This window comes from Pseudomonas sp. B21-009 (genome assembly GCF_024749345.1).
Taxonomy (GTDB): domain Bacteria; phylum Pseudomonadota; class Gammaproteobacteria; order Pseudomonadales; family Pseudomonadaceae; genus Aquipseudomonas.
Genome location: NZ_CP087199.1, coordinates 284,601 through 301,873, shown reverse-complemented (window position 1 = coordinate 301,873; position 17,273 = coordinate 284,601). Strand labels below are relative to the sequence as shown.

General features: G+C 61.9%; 22 protein-coding genes. 15 read left to right on the top strand and 7 right to left on the bottom strand.

The features are described from left to right. Window positions 1–11 precede the first annotated feature (11 nt). Window positions 12–1,748, top strand: a complete 1,737-nt coding sequence (gene argS / locus LOY34_RS01355; RefSeq protein ID WP_045193990.1) for an arginine--tRNA ligase — start codon at window positions 12–14, stop codon at window positions 1,746–1,748. A gap of 1 nt (window position 1,749) precedes the next feature. Continuing rightward, window positions 1,750–2,439, top strand: coding sequence for an SPOR domain-containing protein (locus tag LOY34_RS01350; protein WP_195885465.1), 690 nt, complete (start codon window positions 1,750–1,752; stop codon window positions 2,437–2,439). A gap of 48 nt (window positions 2,440–2,487) precedes the next feature. Here LOY34_RS01350 and LOY34_RS01345 read toward each other — a convergent pair whose 3' ends face one another. Beyond that, entirely contained in the window at window positions 2,488–2,907 is a 420-nt protein-coding gene (locus tag LOY34_RS01345; RefSeq protein WP_045193957.1) for a TM2 domain-containing protein, read from the bottom strand. Between the two features lie 246 nt (window positions 2,908–3,153). Between LOY34_RS01345 and LOY34_RS01340 the strand changes: the two genes are divergently transcribed. Next, complete coding sequence (locus tag LOY34_RS01340) at window positions 3,154–3,789, top strand: C40 family peptidase (protein WP_045193958.1); 636 nt, start codon at window positions 3,154–3,156, stop codon at window positions 3,787–3,789. On the opposite strand, the gene LOY34_RS01335 is transcribed toward LOY34_RS01340, so the two are convergent. Further along, window positions 3,786–4,814 carry a type IV pilus twitching motility protein PilT gene (locus LOY34_RS01335; protein WP_195885464.1) on the bottom strand — a complete coding sequence of 343 codons (1,029 nt, stop codon included), beginning with the start codon at window positions 4,812–4,814 and terminating at the stop codon, window positions 3,786–3,788. The genes LOY34_RS01340 and LOY34_RS01335 overlap by 4 nt on opposite strands. Before the next feature lie 66 nt (window positions 4,815–4,880). Here LOY34_RS01335 and LOY34_RS01330 point away from each other — a divergent pair, with 66 nt between their 5' ends. The 11 genes from LOY34_RS01330 to LOY34_RS01280 all read left to right on the top strand — a co-directional run bounded on the left by LOY34_RS01330 (window position 4,881) and on the right by LOY34_RS01280 (window position 13,590). Beyond that, window positions 4,881–5,567, top strand: a complete 687-nt coding sequence (locus LOY34_RS01330; RefSeq protein ID WP_195885463.1) for a YggS family pyridoxal phosphate-dependent enzyme — start codon at window positions 4,881–4,883, stop codon at window positions 5,565–5,567. 38 nt (window positions 5,568–5,605) lie between these two features. After that, window positions 5,606–6,424 (top strand): pyrroline-5-carboxylate reductase, encoded by an 819-nt coding sequence (gene proC, locus LOY34_RS01325; protein WP_195885462.1) that lies wholly within the window; start codon window positions 5,606–5,608, stop codon window positions 6,422–6,424. A 10-nt stretch (window positions 6,425–6,434) separates the two neighbouring features. Further along, a complete protein-coding gene (locus LOY34_RS01320; RefSeq protein WP_045193962.1) occupies window positions 6,435–7,025 on the top strand; it encodes a YggT family protein in 591 nt (196 codons plus the stop codon). Between the two features lie 144 nt (window positions 7,026–7,169). Beyond that, window positions 7,170–8,309, top strand: coding sequence for a homoserine O-acetyltransferase (locus LOY34_RS01315; protein WP_045193963.1), 1,140 nt, complete (start codon window positions 7,170–7,172; stop codon window positions 8,307–8,309). 7 nt (window positions 8,310–8,316) lie between these two features. Beyond that, window positions 8,317–8,937, top strand: a complete 621-nt coding sequence (metW, locus tag LOY34_RS01310; RefSeq protein WP_038997652.1) for a methionine biosynthesis protein MetW — start codon at window positions 8,317–8,319, stop codon at window positions 8,935–8,937. A gap of 24 nt (window positions 8,938–8,961) precedes the next feature. Then, window positions 8,962–9,396, top strand: coding sequence for a DUF4426 domain-containing protein (locus LOY34_RS01305; protein WP_195885461.1), 435 nt, complete (start codon window positions 8,962–8,964; stop codon window positions 9,394–9,396). Beyond that, the gene (gene rdgB, locus LOY34_RS01300) at window positions 9,393–9,989 is read left to right on the top strand and encodes an RdgB/HAM1 family non-canonical purine NTP pyrophosphatase (RefSeq protein ID WP_045193965.1); all 597 of its coding nucleotides are present in this window, start codon (window positions 9,393–9,395) and stop codon (window positions 9,987–9,989) included. Before LOY34_RS01305 ends, rdgB begins: the two co-directional genes overlap by 4 nt. Further along, window positions 9,986–11,200, top strand: coding sequence for a radical SAM family heme chaperone HemW (hemW, locus tag LOY34_RS01295; RefSeq protein WP_045193966.1), 1,215 nt, complete (start codon window positions 9,986–9,988; stop codon window positions 11,198–11,200). Before rdgB ends, hemW begins: the two co-directional genes overlap by 4 nt. Before the next feature lie 9 nt (window positions 11,201–11,209). Next, complete coding sequence (locus LOY34_RS01290; protein WP_010222202.1) at window positions 11,210–11,533, top strand: DUF3392 domain-containing protein; 324 nt, start codon at window positions 11,210–11,212, stop codon at window positions 11,531–11,533. 177 nt (window positions 11,534–11,710) lie between these two features. Next, window positions 11,711–12,661, top strand: a complete 951-nt coding sequence (locus LOY34_RS01285) for a hypothetical protein (protein ID WP_195885460.1) — start codon at window positions 11,711–11,713, stop codon at window positions 12,659–12,661. A 35-nt stretch (window positions 12,662–12,696) separates the two neighbouring features. Continuing rightward, a complete protein-coding gene (locus LOY34_RS01280) occupies window positions 12,697–13,590 on the top strand; it encodes a hypothetical protein (protein ID WP_195885459.1) in 894 nt (297 codons plus the stop codon). Window positions 13,591–13,623: 33 nt separating this feature from the next. Here the strand turns inward: LOY34_RS01280 and trmB are convergent, their stop codons facing one another. From trmB to LOY34_RS01260, 4 genes are all read right to left on the bottom strand, one after another. After that, window positions 13,624–14,346 carry a tRNA (guanosine(46)-N7)-methyltransferase TrmB gene (gene trmB, locus LOY34_RS01275; protein WP_195885458.1) on the bottom strand — a complete coding sequence of 241 codons (723 nt, stop codon included), beginning with the start codon at window positions 14,344–14,346 and terminating at the stop codon, window positions 13,624–13,626. A 9-nt stretch (window positions 14,347–14,355) separates the two neighbouring features. Next, window positions 14,356–15,150, bottom strand: a complete 795-nt coding sequence (locus tag LOY34_RS01270) for a thiazole synthase (protein ID WP_045193968.1) — start codon at window positions 15,148–15,150, stop codon at window positions 14,356–14,358. A gap of 48 nt (window positions 15,151–15,198) precedes the next feature. Next, window positions 15,199–15,399 (bottom strand): sulfur carrier protein ThiS, encoded by a 201-nt coding sequence (gene thiS, locus LOY34_RS01265; RefSeq protein ID WP_045193991.1) that lies wholly within the window; start codon window positions 15,397–15,399, stop codon window positions 15,199–15,201. Window positions 15,400–15,500: 101 nt separating this feature from the next. Then, entirely contained in the window at window positions 15,501–15,872 is a 372-nt protein-coding gene (locus LOY34_RS01260; RefSeq protein WP_045193969.1) for a DUF423 domain-containing protein, read from the bottom strand. Window positions 15,873–15,906: 34 nt separating this feature from the next. Between LOY34_RS01260 and mtgA the strand changes: the two genes are divergently transcribed. After that, window positions 15,907–16,665 carry a monofunctional biosynthetic peptidoglycan transglycosylase gene (mtgA, locus tag LOY34_RS01255; RefSeq protein WP_408980900.1) on the top strand — a complete coding sequence of 253 codons (759 nt, stop codon included), beginning with the start codon at window positions 15,907–15,909 and terminating at the stop codon, window positions 16,663–16,665. Between the two features lie 63 nt (window positions 16,666–16,728). Here the strand turns inward: mtgA and LOY34_RS01250 are convergent, their stop codons facing one another. Next, the gene (locus tag LOY34_RS01250) at window positions 16,729–17,238 is read right to left on the bottom strand and encodes a DUF1993 family protein (RefSeq protein WP_045193971.1); all 510 of its coding nucleotides are present in this window, start codon (window positions 17,236–17,238) and stop codon (window positions 16,729–16,731) included. Window positions 17,239–17,273 lie beyond the last annotated feature (35 nt).

Genomic DNA, 17,273 nt, shown 5'->3' with positions numbered 1-17,273 from the left:
AAGAGAAGCCCATGAAAGACACCATTCGCCAGCTGATCCAGCAAGCCCTCACCCAACTCGTCACCGACGGTGTGCTGCCTGAAGGGCTGACGCCGGCGATCCAGGTGGAGAACGCCCGGGACAAGACCCACGGCGACTTCGCCAGCAACATCGCGATGATGCTGGCCAAGCCTGCCGGCATGAAACCGCGCGACCTGGCCGAGAAGATCATCGCCGCCCTGCCTGCCGACGAGCAGGTGAGCAAAGTCGAGATCGCCGGCCCAGGCTTTCTCAACTTCTTCCAGAACACCCAGGCCCTGGCCTCGCGCCTGGATGCGGCCCTGGCCGACGCCAAGCTTGGCGTAAAAAAAGCCGGCCCGCAGCAGAAGGTGGTGGTCGACCTGTCGGCCCCTAACCTGGCCAAGGAGATGCACGTCGGCCACCTGCGTTCGACCATCATCGGTGATGCCGTATCCCGCGTGCTGGAGTTCCTCGGCGATGACGTAATCCGCCAGAACCACGTCGGCGACTGGGGCACCCAGTTCGGCATGCTGATGGCCTACCTGCAGGAAAACCCGATCACCAGCGACGAGCTGTCGGACCTGGAGAACTTCTACCGTGCAGCGAAAAAACGCTTCGACGAGTCCGAAGAGTTCGCCGACCGCGCCCGTGGCCTGGTGGTCAAGCTGCAAGCCGGCGACCCGGAATGCCTGAAGCTGTGGACTCGTTTCAAGGACATCTCGCTGTCGCACTGCCAGAAAACCTACGAACTGCTCAACGTCAAACTGACCATGGCCGACGTCATGGGCGAAAGCGCCTACAACGACGACCTGGCCAATGTCGTCAGCGACCTCAAGGCCAAGGGTCTGCTGGTCGAGAGCAAGGGCGCCCAGTGCGTATTCCTTGAAGAATTCAAAACCGCCGAAGGCGAGCCACTGCCGGTGATCGTGCAAAAAGCCGATGGCGGCTACCTGTACGCCACCACCGACCTCGCTGCCGTGCGCTACCGCAGCAACGTGCTCAAGGCCGACCGCGCCCTGTACTTCGTCGACCAGCGTCAGGCCCTGCACTTCAACCAGGTGTTCGAAGTGGCTCGCCGCGCCGGTTTCGTCGGCCACCCGATGCAAATGGAGCACATGGGCTTCGGCACCATGAACGGCGCCGACGGCCGTCCGTTCAAGACCCGCGACGGCGGCACGGTGAAGCTGATCGACCTGCTCACCGAAGCCAAGGAACGTGCCTACGCCCTGGTCAAGGAGAAGAACCCGGAGCTGGCCGAGGCCGACCTGCGCGCCATCGGCGAAGTGGTCGGCATTGGCGCGGTGAAATACGCCGACCTGTCCAAGCACCGCACCAGCGACTACAGCTTCAACTTCGAACTGATGCTCAACTTCGAAGGCAACACCGCGCCTTACCTGCTGTACGCCTACACCCGCGTCGCCGGTGTGTTCCGCAAGCTGGGCAAGAGCTTTGAAGAAGTCGACGGCCAGATCATCCTGCAAGCACCGCAGGAGCAAGACCTGGCTGCACGCCTGGCGCAGTTCGGCGAGATCCTCAACAACGTCGCCGAAAAAGGCACGCCGCACGTGCTGTGCGCCTACCTGTACGACGTTGCCGGCCTGTTCTCGAGCTTCTACGAGAACTGCCCGATCCTCGCCGCCGACACCCCTGAACAGCAGCAGAGCCGCCTGCGTCTGGCCGCCCTGACCGGTCGTACCCTCAAGCAAGGTCTGCAACTGCTCGGCCTGGAAACCCTGGAGCGCATGTAAGTTGGCTGCCAAGAAAAAACCCGCACCCAAGCGCGGCGCGAGTCGCTATCAGGCACCTGCCAAGCAGCCCATCCCGGGCTGGCTGTGGCTGGCAATCGGCTTGTCGGTGGGCGCCTTTGTCGTGTTCCTGATGAAGCTCGAGCCTGGCAATGGCGAGGTCAAGCGCACCAAGCCCGAGCAGCAGAAGGCCGATAAGGTCGCCGAAGCCAACAAGACCGCGCCAAGCCCGCAGCAGCCGGTGAAGCCCAAGTACGACTTCTATACCTTGCTGCCGGAATCGGAAGTGATCGTGCCACCTGAAGCGGTGCCGGAGAAAACCCCGCCGGTGCCGGCGCAACCTCCGGTCACTCCGGCGGAAGCAGCGAAGATCGACACCGCTCGTGCCCAGGCCGCGTTGATGGGGCAGACGCCTCCGCCAGCACCACCGGTGATCAAGCCGGCGGCGACCACCCAGTTCTTCCTGCAGGCCGGTTCATTCCGCAAGCAGGCCGACGCCGACAAGGTCCGCGCGCAGATTATCCTGCTCGGCCAGGCGGTCAAGGTGGAGTCCGGCACGGTGAAGGAAGAAACCTGGTACCGCGTGCTGGTTGGCCCGTTCAGCAACCGTGAGCAGCTGACCGTGGCGCAAAAGCAACTGGCTGGCAGCGGCTTCAGCAACCTGCTGTTGCAGCAGCGCCAGACCCGCCAGTAACCCCGCCGCAAAAGCCTTGTCGCATTCGCTGCGACAAGGCTTCAGGCCTTAACGCCGCTGGGCGTTGGCCAGTGACACCTGGGTATTGAGCGTCCAGAAGTCATACAGCACCCCCACCAGGAATAACCCGCCGGTGCACAGGTAGATCAGGCCGGTGATCCACTTGCCCTGGTACATGCGGTGCACGCCAAACACCCCGAGGAAGGTCAGCAGGATCCACGCCAGGCTGTAGTCCAGTGGGCCCGGCTGAAAGCGCAGGTCGGCTTCGCGGTCCATCGCCGGAATCAGAAACAGGTCGATCAACCAGCCGATGCCGAGCAGGCCCAGGGTAAAGAACCAGATCGTGCCGGTGACCGGCTTGCCATAGTAGAAGCGGTGCGAACCGGTGAAGCCGAAAATCCACAGCAGATAACCGATCACCTTGCTGTGGGTGTCGTGTAGCTGACCGCCCTGTTGATAACTGTTCATTCATAGCCCCTGTGGGTTATCGATAAATTTTCTAAAGAAAAATGTGACTTTTCTGTGGCAAGCCGACGTGTGGTCATTTGCCACCCTACCCGCCGCAAACCCCTATCCTGTCTGGCCCGCGCCTTTCGAATGCAGGCCAATCGCCGCTTCTGCCGGTTTTTGCCGCCCCCTGGAATCGACCAACGGATCAGAATTTGATCAAAAAGCTGTTATAAAGTTGCGCGCTAACCAACCAGAGCCCTGCCTATGCGTCCTTTTTTCAAGACATGGCTGACCATCTGCCTATTATTGCCACTGGCTGCCCACGCCACCAATCGTGAGCAACGGTTACCCAACGGTTTCTCCGGGTACACCTCCAATTCCACTGCTGCGCGTCCACACAAGAACGTCAGCAGCAACAAAGTCCAGCACAGCCCCAAGCGCAGCGCTCGCCCGGGCAAGCCGCTGCCGGTTGCCGCGGCCATGTCGCCGCAGCAGAGCAGCGATGTGCTCAGCCGCGCGGTCAACGTGCTCGGCACCCCGTATCGCTGGGGCGGCAGCAGCCCGAGCAAGGGCTTTGACTGCAGCGGCCTGGTCAAGTACGCCTTCAACGACATCGATGAAGTCGACCTGCCCCGCACCTCCAACGCCATGGCCAGCGGCCACGGCATAAAAGTCGATCGCAACGACCTCAAGCCCGGCGACCTGATCTTCTTCAATATCAAGAGCCGCCGGGTCAACCACGTCGCCATCTACCTGGGCAACGACCGCTTCATCCACGCGCCGCGCACTGGCAAACGGGTAAGCATCGACACCCTGAACAAGCCGTACTGGAACAGCCGTTACGTGGTTGCCAAACGTGTCTTGCCAAAAAGCCAGCAACTGGCCCTGGCCAAGCGCTAGAAACGCCCCGGCGCCCGCTCCCGGGCGCTTTCAGGGCTGACCAGCCCTTGACGCACCAGGCCCTGCAGACACGCGTCGAGGGTCTGCATCCCCTGTGCCCCGCCTGTCTGTATCGCCGAATAAATCTGCGCCACCTTGCCCTCGCGCACCAGGTTGCGCACCGCAGGCGTTGCCAGGAGTATCTCGTGGGCTGCCAGCCGGCCGCCGCCAACCTTCTCCACCAGAACCTGCGAGACCACTGCCTGCAGCGACTCGGCGAGCATGGCGCGTACCAGTTGCTTCTCTTCGGCGGCGAACACATCCACCAGGCGGTCAATGGTTTTCGCCGCCGAGCCGGTATGCACCGTGGCCAATACCAGGTGCCCGGTTTCCGCTGCAGTCAGGGCCAGGCGAATGCTCTGCGGATCGCGCAGTTCACCGAGCATGATCACATCCGGATCCTGGCGTAATGCTGCGCGCAAGGCCTGGGCAAAACCCCGGGTGTGCCGGCCGATCTCGCGCTGGCTGATGCGGCTGCGCTGCGAGCTGTGGATAAATTCGATGGGGTCCTCGAGGGTGACGATGTGCAGCGCCCGCTCACGGTTCAGGTGATCGACCAGAGCCGCCAGGGTGGTCGATTTGCCCGACCCTGTGGGCCCGGTAACCAGCACCAGCCCGCCCGACAGCTCGGCAATTTGCCGAAACACATCCCCCAGGTCGAGTTCTGCCAGGCTGCTGACCTGCGCCGGAATCACCCGCAGCACTGCAGCGGCGCCATGCAGTTGCTGGAAAGCATTGACCCGAAAGCGCGCCAATGCTGGCACGGCAAAGGCAAAGTCGATATCCAGATGTGTTTCAAAATCCTTTTGCTGCGCCGCGGACATCACCTGCCCGAACATTTCGTCCATGTCTTGCGGCGTCAGCGCCGGGAGCTCCAGCGGCCGCAAACGCCCTTCAAAACGCAGCGCCGGCACCTCGCCCGCCGCCAGGTGCAGGTCACTGGCACCGGCTTGCACAGCCAGCGCCAGCAGTTCAGTCACATCCATGAGACTCCCCAAAGGCCGCCAAGCAGGTAGAATGCCGCAGACCCAAAGAGCCGCTGGCATCGATCAATGTCCACCATAGCAGACAACCTTTCCACGCTCGCCGCACGCATCCGTGCCGCCGCGCTGGCCGCCGGGCGCGAGCCTGCGGCCGTGCAGTTGCTGGCCGTGAGCAAGACCAAACCCGCCGCTGCCGTGCGCGAAGCCTTCGCCGCCGGGGTGCGCGATGTCGGTGAGAACTACCTGCAGGAAGCCCTGAACAAACAGGGCGAATTGACCGACCTGCCCTTGACCTGGCACTTCATCGGCCCCATTCAGTCGAACAAGACTCGTGCGATTGCCGAGCACTTTGACTGGGTACATTCCGTGGACCGTCTGAAAATCGCCCAACGCCTGTCCGAGCAACGCCCTGGCAACCTCGCAGCGCTGAACATCTGCCTGCAGGTCAACGTCAGTGGCGAAGCCAGCAAGTCTGGCTGCACGCCCGAAGAGCTGCCGGCCCTGGCCAGCGCCATCGCCGCGCTGCCACGCCTGCGCCTGCGCGGGTTGATGGCGATTCCCGAGCCGACCGACGACGAGGCCGCCCAACAAGCGGCCTTCGCCCGGGTTCGCGAGTTGCAGGCGAGCCTTCAGTTACCCCTCGACACCCTGTCCATGGGCATGAGTCATGACCTGGAAGCCGCGATTGCCCAGGGCGCGACCTGGGTGCGCATCGGCACCGCGCTGTTCGGTGCCCGCGACTACGGCCAGCCCTGACCCATGCTTTTTCCCTCTTTCCCTATCAAGGACCTGACATGAGCAAGACTCGTATTGCCTTTATCGGCGCCGGCAACATGGCTGCCAGCCTGATCGGCGGCCTGCGCGCCCAGGGCCTGGAAGCTTCGCAGATCCGCGCCAGCGATCCGGGCGCCGAGCAGCGGGCGAAAATCCATGCCGAGCACGGCATCGAGATGTTCGCCGACAACGCCCAGGCCATCGAAGGCGCCGATGTGGTGGTATTGGCGGTCAAGCCACAGGCGATGAAAGCCGTGTGCGAAGCGCTCAAGCCCAAGCTCAAGCCCGAGCAACTGGTCGTCTCGATCGCCGCCGGGATCACCTGCGCGAGCATGAACAACTGGCTCGGCGCCCAGCCGATCGTGCGCTGCATGCCCAACACCCCGGCGCTGCTGCGCCAGGGCGTCAGCGGCCTGTTCGCCACCGCCGAGGTTTCGCCAGCCCAGCGCCAGCAGGCCGAGCAACTGCTGTCGGCCGTGGGCATCGCCCTGTGGCTGGACAGCGAACAACAGCTGGATGCGGTGACTGCGGTGTCCGGCAGTGGCCCGGCGTATTTTTTCCTGCTGATCGAGGCCATGACCGCGGCCGGCGAGAAACTCGGCCTGCCACGGGAAACCGCCGCCAAGCTGACCCTGCAAACCGCCCTGGGCGCTGCGCACATGGCGGTCAGCAGCGATGTTGACGCCGCCGAACTGCGCCGTCGGGTCACCTCACCGGCCGGCACCACGGAAGCGGCGATCAAGTCGTTCCAGGCCAATGGATTCGAAGCGCTGGTGGAACAGGCGCTGGGTGCCGCTGCGCACCGCTCGGCCGAAATGGCTGAACAACTGGGCAACTAAGGAGCCGAAGATGATCGGATTGAACACCGCTGCAATCTATGTGCTGCAGACCCTCGGCAGCCTGTACCTGCTGATCGTGGTGCTGCGCTTTGTCCTGCAACTGGTGCGCGCGGACTTCTACAACCCGCTCAGCCAGTTCGCCGTACGCGCCACCCAACCGCTGCTCAAGCCGATGCGCCGGGTGATTCCGAGCCTGTTCGGCCTGGACATGTCGTCGCTGCTGCTGGCGATCATCATCCAGCTGCTGGTGATGGGCCTGACCCTGCTGCTGGCCTACGGCACCACCGGCAACCCGCTGCAATTGCTGGTCTGGTCGATCATTGGCGTGACCGCGCTGTTTCTGAAGATTTTCTTCTTCGCCCTGATCATCAGCGTGATCCTCTCGTGGGTCGCGCCGGGCAGTCACAACCCGGGCGCCGAGCTGATCAACCAGATCTGCGACCCGTTCCTGGCACCGTTCCGCCGTATCCTGCCGAACCTCGGCGGCCTGGATATCTCGCCGATCCTGGCGTTCATGGCGCTGAAGCTGATCGACATGCTGGTGATCAACAACCTGGCGGCGATGAGCGGGATGCCGGAGATACTGCGCCTGCTGGTCTGATCTAAAGCAATCGCGGGTCAAGCCCGCTCCCACAGACCTTGTGGGAGCGGCGGTGCGACGCCTCGACTTGACCCGCGATGCTTTCCTTGCCGCACTTCGCAGTGGTCTTTAGACTTACGCCTCATTCAAGCGTGAGCAGGGTCGATGTCCACTGTCTTTCCCGAAGATTCGGTCGGTCTGGTAACACCGCAACTGGCACAGTTCAGCGAGCCGCTGGCGCTGGCCTGCGGTCGCTCGCTGGCCGCCTATGAACTGATCTACGAAACCTACGGCACGCTCAACAGCAGCGCCAGCAACGCCGTGCTGATCTGTCATGCGTTGTCCGGCCATCACCATGCCGCCGGCTACCACAGCCCCGACGATCGCAAGCCGGGCTGGTGGGACAGTTGCATCGGCCCCGGCAAGCCGATCGATACCAATCGTTTCTTCGTGGTCAGCCTCAACAACCTTGGCGGTTGCAACGGCAGCACCGGCCCCAGCAGCATCAACCCGCTCACCGGCAAGCCCTACGGCGCCGATTTCCCGGTACTGACCGTGGAAGACTGGGTGCACAGCCAGGCGCGCCTGGCCGATCGCCTGGGTATCCAGCAATGGGCCGCCGTCGTCGGTGGCAGCCTGGGCGGCATGCAGGCGCTGCAGTGGACCATCACCTACCCCGATCGCGTGCGTCATTGCCTGGACATCGCCTCGGCACCCAAGCTCTCGGCACAGAACATCGCCTTCAACGAGGTGGCACGCCAGGCCATCCTCACCGACCCGGAATTCCACGGCGGCTCGTTCCAGGATCAGGGCGTGATCCCCAAGCGCGGCCTGATGCTGGCGCGCATGGTCGGGCACATCACCTACCTGTCCGATGACTCCATGGGCGAGAAATTCGGCCGCGAGCTGAAAAGCGACAAGCTCAACTACGACTTCCACAGCGTCGAGTTCCAGGTTGAAAGCTACCTGCGCTATCAGGGCGAGGAGTTCTCCGGGCGTTTCGACGCCAACACCTACCTGCTGATGACCAAGGCACTGGATTACTTCGACCCGGCCGCCAGCCACGGCGGCGACCTGGCGGCAACCCTGGCGCATGTCACCGCGGATTACTGCGTGATGTCGTTCACCACCGACTGGCGCTTCTCGCCAGCGCGCTCGCGGGAGATCGTCGATGCGCTGATCGCCGCACGCAAGAACGTCTGCTACCTGGATATCGACTCGCCCTATGGCCACGATGCCTTCCTGATCCCGACCCCGCGCTACATCACGGGATTCACGAACTACATGAACCGCATCGTCTGCTGAGGAGCCTATGAGAGCCGACCTGGAAATCATCCAAGACTGGATCCCCGCCGGCAGCCGGGTACTCGACCTCGGTTGCGGTACCGGCGAACTGCTGGCGTCGCTGCGCGACCACAAGCAGGTGGCCGGCTACGGCCTGGAAATCGACCCCGACAACATCGCCCAGTGCGTGGCCAAGGGCGTCAATGTCATCGAGCAGGACCTCGACAAGGGCCTGGGCAATTTCGCCAGCAACAGTTTCGATGTGGTGGTCATGACCCAGGCCCTGCAGGCCGTGGAATACCCCGACCGCATTCTCGACGAAATGCTGCGCGTTGGCCGCCAGTGCATCATCACTTTTCCCAACTTCGGCCACTGGCGCTGCCGCTGGTACCTGGCGACCAAAGGTCGCATGCCGGTTTCCGACTTCATGCCGTATACCTGGTACAACACGCCGAACATCCACTTCTGTACCTTCGAAGACTTCGAGGCCTTGTGCAGCGAACGCCGCGCCCAGGTCCTCGACCGCCTGGCGGTCGACCATTTGCACCGCCACGGGTGGGCGAGCAAGCTATGGCCTAATCTTCTAGGTGAGATCGGCATTTACCGTGTCAGCAGCCCCGGCCTTACCGAACACAAGGTCGCGGTTTAACCCGCACACCGGAGGAGAACGATCATGGGCCGCTTGTTGAGTTTTTTACTGACTGCCTGCCTGAGTGTGACGGCGGTCGCCGCCGATGCCATCAAGGGCGAGCGCCAGGAAGTGTTCGGTGATACCACGGTGCACTACAGCACGTTCATTTCGACCTTCCTGCAACCAGATATCGCCAAGGCTGCGCAACTGGTGCGCAGCAAGAACCAGGGCGTGATCAACGTCTCGGTGATCAAGGCTGGCAAGCCACTGGTCACCCAGGTCAGCGGCACCGTCAAGGACCTGACCAGCAACTCGGTGCCGTTGAAGTTCAAGCAGATCACCGAACAGGGCGCCATCTACTACATCGCCCAGTTCCCTGTTGAACAACAGGAAACCCGGACCTTCACCATCGACGTTGGCATTGGTGGCAAGACCGAAACCATCAGCTTCAACCAAGAGCTTTTTCCAGGCGAATGATGACTTTTCAGCAAATCGTATTGGCCAGCCATAACGCCGGCAAACTCAAGGAACTGCAGGCCATGCTCGGTGACACCGTGCAACTGCGTTCCATTGGCGAATTCAGCAGCGTCGAGCCGGAAGAAACCGGCCTGTCGTTCGTCGAAAACGCCATCCTCAAGGCGCGCAATGCCGCGCGCATTTCCGGCATGCCGGCGCTGGCCGATGATTCGGGCCTGGCGGTGGACTTTCTCGGCGGCGCGCCGGGCATCTACTCCGCTCGTTATGCCGATGGCAAAGGCGATGCGGCCAACAACGCCAAGTTGCTCGATGTGCTCAAGGACGTCCCGCAGGAGCAGCGCGGCGCCCAGTTCGTCTGCGTCCTGGCCCTGGTCCGGCATGCCGACGATCCGCTGCCGATCCTCTGCGAAGGCCTGTGGCACGGGCGCATCCTGACCCAGGCCAGCGGCGAGCACGGCTTTGGCTATGACCCCCTGTTCTGGGTGCCGGAGCGCGATTGCTCGAGCGCCGAGCTGAGCCCTGCCGACAAGAACCAGATCAGCCACCGTGCCCGCGCCATGAGCCTGTTGCGTCAACGTCTGGGCCTGGCATGACCGAGCGTTCGCCGGCACAGCCACTGCACCTGGGCGAGGCTGGCTTTACTTCCCAAGTACCGCGGGCGGCCCTGCCACAGCTGCCGCCCCTGGCGCTGTACATCCATATCCCCTGGTGCGTGCGTAAATGCCCGTACTGCGACTTCAACTCCCACGCCGCCACCCCCGAACTGCCGGAAGAAGCCTACGTCGACGCCCTGCTCGCCGACCTCGACCAGGAGCTGGGCAACGTCCATGGCCGCCCGATCAGCTCGATCTTCTTTGGCGGCGGCACCCCGAGCCTGTTCAGCGCCCGCGCGCTGGGGCGCTTGCTGGTCGGTGTGGAGCAACGCATCCCGTTTGCCAGCGACATCGAGATCACCCTCGAAGCCAACCCTGGGACCTTCGAGCAAGAGAAGTTCAAGGCCTACCGGCAACTGGGCATCAATCGCCTGTCGATCGGCATCCAGAGCTTCCAGCAGGCCAAGCTCGAAGCCCTGGGTCGCATCCACAACGGTGACGAAGCGATTCGCGCCGCCGACATGGCGCGCAATGCCGGCTTCGACAACTTCAACCTCGACCTGATGCATGGCCTGCCCGACCAGTCGCTGGACGACGCCCTGGGCGACCTGCGCCAGGCGATTGCGCTGAACCCCACGCACCTGTCCTGGTACCAGTTGACCCTGGAACCGAACACAGTGTTCTGGAACCAGCCGCCACTGCTGCCCGAAGACGACATCCTCTGGGACATCCAGGAAGCCGGCCAGGCCCTGCTGGCCAGCCACGGCTACGCCCAGTACGAAGTCTCGGCCTACGCCCAGCCGGGTCGTGCCGCGCGGCACAACCTCAACTACTGGAGCTTTGGCGACTTCATCGGCATCGGCGCCGGCGCCCACGGCAAACTCAGCCACCCCGACGGGCGCATCCTGCGCACCTGGAAGACGCGGCTGCCCAAGGACTACCTGAACCCGGCCAAGCCCTTCAAGGCCGGCGAAAAGCTGCTGCCAGTGGACGAGCTGCCCTTCGAGTTCCTGATGAACGCCCTGCGCCTGACCCAGGGCGTAGACATCGAGCTGTTCAGCCAGCGTACCGGCCTGCCCCTGGAGCAACTGGCAGCGGCGCGGCGGGAAGCCGAACAAAAAGGGCTTTTGCAGGTCGAACCGACGCGACTGGTCGCTACCGCGCGTGGCCAGTTGTTCCTCAACGACCTGCTGCAGTATTTCTTGACCTAAGGATTGCGAATGGACCTGGTACTCGACCTGCTCTCGACCGTTTCCCGCTGGAGTCGCAGCAACCTGTCGGAGATTTCCCTGGCCTTGGTGGGCTGTTTGCTGGTGCTGTTTGGCACCGATATCAAAGGCTGGGTCGAACAACGCCTGGGCGGCCTTGCAGGCGCCTTGCGCGTACCGTTCATGGCCTTGCTGGTGATGATCGGCAGCGGTGCCGCGCTGATCTATGCCACCCCGTGGGTGGTGAAGGGGCTGGCGCAGTTCAACAACTATGCGTTGGCGCCGGTGTTGCTGATTGTGCTGGTGTTGATTGGCGTGGTTGCTGATCGGCGCTGACCGCCCGTCGGCACCTGATATTTTTGTCAGTATCGCCCCCCTCTCAAGCCGTGCTCAGATGATCTCGAGTTTCGTAGCGGCAACCGTGCCGCTGCGAACGTCCCCTGCGCCATGCCATTAAGCCGTTGCGTCGCGCCGGATCTCGACTTTCAGGCAAGCTTCTTGAGGGACCAGGGTATGTCACAACTACCTTATCTGGACTTTTCTCCGTTCGCAGACGAAGACTGGCAGGGCTGGGAAAAAGGCCCTAATGGCGCGCAACTCAAATTGTTCAACGAAGAGGGTAATTACTACCTGCGCTTTGAGAATCCGCAAGGCTTTATTACCGGCCAAATTTTGAACAAGACAGTCTCCGGCTTCATTCCCGGCAACCTGTACCGCTTCAGCGTCGACTTTCGCAGAAACATGGAGGAGGACTATTGGCGACCGGTTGTTAAATTGGCAGTTTTGGGGATTGGGCACGCGCCCGAGCAAGCTATTGTCGAACCGCATTGGGTGACCTTCTCGTTTGATTTCGTGGCCACCGACAACACTCACACACTGGAAATATCCACATTCGACCGCGCACCTAACCTGAATGCCTGCTCCCCCGAGACGGCAACGTCCAGTGTTCCGCCGGACGCGGTCTCCGCTGACTACAGCCTCGATCAAATTCGCGTTTTCGAACCCGGCCCTGTAACGGAAAACTTCGACAGTTATCCAGACACACACGTCTGGCCCGGCGAAGGCTTTTCAACGGAACACATGAGTATCAGCCTCGCCTCCGACCAGCCCGGCAGCATTGCCCTGCACCAGGCCAGGGAAGAGGATCCCGGTTATGCACAGCGTCAGGTACTTTGTCTGGGCCACAACACCGGCAATATCTACCCCCCGCAAACCACCCGGTTCGACCTGCCCAGGGTCTGCCAAACACTGACGTTCGATTGGGCAGATATCCGCCAGCCTGCCCAGGCCAATGCCTATGATGCCGATGGCAACCTGCTCGCCTCTGAGGACTTTGACCCAGGCAGCAATACCTTGAATGCCAAGGTTCAGCTGAATGCCCCGCGCGATTCACTAATCAGCCGATTCGAGCTCACTACGCGCAACCGTACATCGGTCGATCATTTTGACTTTGCTGCGGATTGATCAATAGCCAGGCAGGTCGCTCTGAGGAGATAACCATGGACATCAAGGCACTGGAATCCACACCTTTTAATACCGACAACTGGAACAACTGGGAAAAAACCGCGGCAGGTATCGACTTGGAGATACTTGAAGGCGTCTTCCCCGAAGCGCAATACATCGTGGGCCCGAGGCAGGGGGTACATCAGTATCCAAGCGGAACCCTGCTGCACAAAACGGTCAGCGGCTTCCAGGTAGGCTCGACCTATCGCTTCACAGTAGCGGCAAGGCGCCATGAACAAGCTACTGGCAGTACCAGCATCCAATTGGGTATCGACGGGGTACTGGCAGAAGCGCCAACACCTATCAGTAGCCCGACGTTTGAACATGTACATCGCTATTTTGTTGCTAAACAAGCAAAACATGTACTCAGCATCGGTACGCCATCATCTGTTGGAGCGAGGACTAACGCGTTCTATGTGGATAACACCGAAGTTGCTTTATCCAACACCATTATCGAGACGTTTAATTTGCTGCCGGCAAGCGCGATCATTACAGCTGGCGGCTCAATCAACACACCCTACATGCGCATTGAGCTACCCTCTGGGCAACCAGGTCAAGTGCAAATGCACGCTGTCAGTTTTGTTGAAGGCATGTGTGACGGAAATAGCATCTGCCTCTGCCACGGTAACTGGAACAGTGGGCAAGCCCAGACAGTGAAATTTGTGTTGAAGCAGAACTGCCAGAGTCTCAAGTTCGCTTTGACCAGCATGCCCGCAAACTCTAGGGCCCGGGTCTATGATCAGAACTATCAGTTGATCAATGATCGCGTAGTACCCAAGGGTGATCATTGGCTGACATTCAACGGTTTGTCAGGACGACCGATTCGCTACCTGGAGGTGACCAGCACCCAGCGCTGCGACCTGGACAACGTCACCATCATCAATTCCTGAAAGCACAGGGAGGCCGGCGAGCGGCCTCCCTTCTCAGGCCAGCTTTTCGAACTTCAAGTCCCACACCCCATGCCCAAGCCGCTCGCCGCGGCGTTCGAACTTGGTGATCGGGCGTTCGGCCGGGCGCTCTACGCACTTGCCGTCTTCGGCCAGGTTGCGATAACCCGGGGCGACGTTCATCACTTCCAGCATGTATTCGGCATAGGGCTCCCAGTCGGTGGCCATATGGAACACGCCGCCCACCTTGAGCTTGCTGCGCACCAGCTGCGCGAATTCCGGCTGGACGATGCGGCGCTTGTGGTGACGGCTCTTGTGCCAAGGGTCGGGGAAGAACAGCATCAGCCGGTCGAGGCTGTTGTCAGCCACGCACTTGTTCAGCACTTCGATGGCATCGCAGTCATACACCCGCAGGTTCTTCAGGCCCTGAGTCAGCACGCCATTGAGCAGCGCACCGACACCCGGACGGTGCACTTCGACACCGATGAAGTCCTGCTCCGGCGCGGCAGCAGCCATTTCCAGCAGGGAGTGGCCCATGCCGAAGCCGATCTCCAGGGTACGCGGCGCCGAGCGGCCGAAGACCTGGTCGTAGTCCACCGGGCTCTCGGCCAGGGGCAGGATGAACAGCGGCCCACCCTGGTCCAGGCCGCGCTGCTGGCCTTCGGTCATGCGCCCGGCGCGCATCACGAAACTCTTGATGCGGCGGTGTTGGCGCTCTTCGCCTTCGGTGGTGATCGGCGTTTCTTGCGATTCAGTCATCAGGGGCTCTTACTTGATCAGACCATCCAGCGGCGACGAGGCGCTGGCATAGAGTTTTTTCGGCATACGCCCGGCAAGGTAAGCCAGGCGGCCAGCGACAATGGCGTGTTTCATGGCTTCGGCCATCATGATCGGCTGCTGTGCGTGCGCGATCGCCGAGTTCATCAGCACCGCCTCACAGCCCATTTCCATGGCGATGGTGGCGTCGGACGCGGTACCGACACCGGCATCGACCAGCACCGGGACTTTCGATTCTTCGAGGATGATCTGCAGGTTGTACGGGTTGCAGATCCCCAGGCCCGTACCGATCAGCCCGGCCAGTGGCATTACCGCGATGCAACCGGCTTCGGCCAGCTGGCGGGCAATGATCGGGTCGTCACTGGTGTAGACCATCACGTCGAAACCGTCCTTGACCAGCACTTCGGCGGCCTTGAGGGTCTCGATCACGTTGGGGAACAGGGTCTTCTGGTCGGCCAGTACTTCGAGCTTGACCAGGTTGTGGCCATCGAGCAGCTCACGGGCCAGGCGGCAGGTGCGCACGGCTTCGACCGCGTCATAGCAGCCAGCGGTGTTCGGCAGGATGGTATAGCGATCGGGCGGCAGCACGTCGAGCAGGTTCGGTTCGCCCGGGTTCTGGCCGATGTTGGTGCGGCGCACGGCAACCGTGACGATCTCGGCGCCGGAGGCCTCGATGGCCAGGCGGGTTTCTTCCAGGTCACGGTACTTGCCGGTGCCAACCAGCAGGCGCGACTGGAAGGTACGACCGGCCAGGGTGAAGGGCTTGTCGCTACGAACGTTGCTCATCGGTAATCCTCTTGAAGGTTGAGGGACTTGCAGGTGAAGCGCGAAGGCCTAGCCGCCGCCAATGGCGTGCACCACTTCAACCTGGTCGCCGTCGTTCAGCGTGGTGACGTCGTGCTGGCTGCGCGGCACGATGTCCAGGTTGAGTTCGACCGCCACCCGGCGACCCGCCAGGTCAAGCCGGTTGAGCAGGGCCGCGACGCTTTCGCCATCGGGCAATTCGAAAGGTTCACCGTTCAGTTGAATGCGCATGCGCACGGCCGCCATTATTTTTAGGGGCCCGCATTCTAGCCCTGATCAGGGCGCAAACCCAAGGCCGGGCCGCGCCATTCGTCTCGATCCGGACTCGCGGGTCAGCTCAGGCGCCAGGCTGCAAGGCCCAGGCACAGCCATCCGCCGAGAAACGCCAGGCCGCCAAAGGGAGTGATGATACCGAGCTTGCCGATGCCGCTCAGGGTCAGCACATACAGGCTACCGGAAAACAGCAGGATCCCCAGGGTGAACAGACCACCGGCCCACCCGACCAGACGCCCGGGCAGGTGCACCGACAGCACTGCTACCGCGAGCAGGGCCAGGGCGTGTACCAGCTGGTAGGTGACGCCGGTATGAAAGATCGCCAGGTATTCGCTGCTCAGCCGGCCCTTGAGGCCATGGGCAGCAAAGGCGCCCAGGGCCACACCGGTAAAGCCGAAAAACGCCGAAAGCAGCAGAAAACTACGCAGCATTGGGAAGACTCCTAGTCAGCACAGGGTCTGTATAATGGCCCGCTCCATCGCTTCGGCCAAGCCATCGCCTATGCTGTCTTCCATTTTCCGTCGCCTCACCCGTGCCCTGCTGTGGTTTGCCGCAGGCAGCGCCCTGCTGGTGCTGGTGTTTCGCTGGGTGCCGCCGCCCGGCACCGCCCTGATGGTCGAGCGCAAGGTCGAGTCCTGGTTCGATGGCCAGACGATCGACTTGCAACGGGACTGGGAGCCGTGGGAGCGAATCTCCGATGAGCTGAAAGTGGCTGTGATAGCCGGCGAAGACCAGAAGTTCGCCAACCACTGGGGCTTTGACTTCAACGCCATCCAGGCGGCGCTGGCCCATAACGAACGCGGCGGCAGCATCCGCGGCGCCAGTACCTTGAGCCAGCAAGTGGCCAAGAACCAGTTCCTCTGGGCCGGCCGTAGCTGGTTGCGCAAGGGGCTCGAAGCCTGGTTCACCGCTTTGATCGAGCTGCTGTGGTCGAAAGAGCGGATTCTTGAGGTATATCTCAATAGCGCCGAGTGGGGCGAAGGCGTGTTTGGTGCACAGGCGGCCGCCCGGCACCACTTCGGCGTCGATGCCAGCCAGCTTTCGCGCCAGCAGGCCAGCCTGCTGGCTGCGGTGCTGCCCAGCCCGCTGAACTGGAGCGCCAGCCGGCCCAGCACTTATGTGGCGCGACGCGCAGGCTGGATTCGCCAGCAGATGCGCCAGCTCGGCGGTAACAGCTACCTGGCCCAGCTGGACAGCCCGCGTCGGGCACCTTGGAAGCAATAAAAAACCCGGCAAAGCGCACGCTTTGCCGGGTTTTTACTGCTTGCCCATTACTGGGTAAACGTTTTAGAACGCGCCCATGTAGTCACGCTTGCCCACTTCTACACCGTTGTGACGCAGGATTGCGTAGGTGGTGGTGACGTGGAAGAAGAATTGCGGCAGGCCGTAGGTCAGCAAATAGGCCTGGCCACTGAAGCGCTTCTCTTTCGGCGTGCCCGGACGGGTCACGATTTCAATGCCTTCCTTGCCGTCGATCTGCGCCGGCGCAATGCCGTCCAGGAAAGCCAGGACCTTGCTGATCAGCGCTTGCAGCTCGGCAAAGGTGGTTTCGCTGTCATCGTATTTCGGCAACTCGACCTCAGCCAGGCGCGCCGAAACGCCCTTGGCGAAATCAACAGCGATCTGCACCTGGCGAACCAGCGGAAACATATCCGGATACAGGCGAGCCTGGAGGAAAACGCTCGGATCAATGTTTTTCGCCGTGGCGTGAGCTTCGGCCTTGTTCAGTACATCACTCAGGGCGTTGAGCATCTGCTTGAAGACAGGAACAGAAGCGGCATACAAGGAAATGGTCATAACAGCCTCGACAGGGGTGGCGGAGAATCATGAAA